The sequence below is a fragment of the Aeromicrobium sp. genome (assembly GCF_036675695.1).
Classification (GTDB): Bacteria; Actinomycetota; Actinomycetes; order Propionibacteriales; family Nocardioidaceae; genus Aeromicrobium.
On sequence record NZ_JAKFEL010000082.1, the window covers coordinates 1 to 1704 of the forward strand.

Consider the following 1704-nt stretch of genomic DNA (forward strand, 5'->3'; position numbering starts at 1 on the left):
GAGAACTCCCGCGGCAAGGGCTGAGACTGCGAGGGCGGCGATGCGCTGTGTGCGATTCACGTCGTACCTTTCCTCCACAGCTCCCACCGTGGGAGCGTTCCCATGAGTGTGCCCTGCGTCACATTGGCACGTCAATAGGTTTTTGGGAGCGTTCCCATATTTCTCGGATCCGAGCGCGCCTGGCGCTCAAGCACGCGCGCCGGCAACGTCAATCAGCACGCTCATGCAGGTGTCGACCTCGCCAAATGACGTGCTGAGAGGGGAAAGCCCGAGGCGGATGAAGTCTGGTTCGCGGTAGTCGGGGATGACTCCCCTCTCGATCAGCGCATCCGTGATTGCCCGGGCCTGTGGGTGTTGCACCGTCACATGGCTGCCACGCCGTGTGCCCTCGCGCGGCGTGACGATCTCGAACCCGGCGTTGTCCAGACGCTCCACCAGGTAGTCAGTGAGCGCGATCGACTTCGTACGAATGGCATCGACGCCCGCCTCAGCAATCAGGCGTACGCCCTCCTGCACGGCGATGATCCCGCCAATCGACGGCGTGCCACTCAGCATCCGGGTGATCGTTGGCGATGCGTCGTACCGGTCGGCCATCGCGAACAGGTCGGCGGCACTCCACCATCCGGCGATTGGCTGCGTCGCAACGGTGAGATGGCGTTCGGCGACATACAGGAACGCCGGCGCTCCCGGCCCGGCATTGAGGTACTTGTATGTGCACCCGACGGCGAAGTCGACGTCGTGGTCGTCGAGGTTGATCGGTACGACGCCCGCGGAATGGCAGAGATCCCAGATGATCACCGCGCCGGCGTCGTGCACCTGCGTGGTTAGCCCGGGCAAGTCCAGCAGGGTCGCCGAGCGGTAGTCGACGTGTCCGAGCAGTACGGCGGCCGTACGGTCACTGAGCACGCGGGCCAGTACGTCAGCGGTGACGTTCTCCACTAGTTCCGGCTCAATCCATCGCACGTCGAGTCCACGTGCTGACGCGACCGACTCCACGATGAAGCGATCGGTCGGGAAGCTCGTCGAGTCGATGACGAGCTCCGTTCGATCGGGACGAACCGTTGCAGCGGCATGCAGAAGCTTGTAGATGTTGACTGAGGTCGAATCAGCAATCACTGTCTGGCCGGCCGCGGCTCCCAGCATCGCGGCACCCAGCTCGTCGCCCACCGTCACCGGCAGCTCGACCCAGCCCTCCGACCATCCGCGGATGAGCCGCCCACCCCACTCGTCCTGCACGAACGTCGCGAGCCTCTCAGCCGTCGCCTTCGGGAGACGGCCCAGCGAGTTGCCGTCGAGGTATGCCACCACGTCGTCGGCAATCACGAAACGATCGCGGAACCGAGCCAGCGGATCTGCTGCGTCGAGGACGTCAGGAGGTGTCGTCACCGAGTGATGCTCTCATGCAGAAGGACCCCGCCGCAGTGCGACGGGGTCCTTCTGATGTGCGGGGCAGATCAGGCGTCGGCTGTGGCCGGCTCCTCGACAGCAGCGGCGTCACCCTTGTCCTCAAGGACGGGGACGAGCGAGAGCTTGCCGCGATCGCCGAGCTCGGCGATCTCAACCTGGATCTTCTGACCGACCGACACAACGTCTTCGACGTTGTTGACGCGCTGGCCACCGTTGAGCTCACGGAGCTTGCTGATGTGCAGCAGTCCGTCGCGACCCGGTGACAGCGACACGAAGGCGCCGAAGTCGACAACCTTG

2 protein-coding genes are annotated in these 1704 nt (G+C 64.6%); both read right to left on the reverse strand.

The window, feature by feature from the left end:
• Positions 1 to 186 precede the first annotated feature (186 nt).
• Positions 187 to 1386, reverse strand: coding sequence for a kynureninase (gene kynU / locus V6M39_RS05365; protein WP_332642708.1), 1200 nt, complete (start codon positions 1384 to 1386; stop codon positions 187 to 189).
• Between the two features lie 68 nt (positions 1387 to 1454).
• A partial coding sequence (locus V6M39_RS05370) for a S1 RNA-binding domain-containing protein (RefSeq protein ID WP_332642709.1) occupies positions 1455 to 1704 on the reverse strand: 250 nt, incomplete at its 5' end.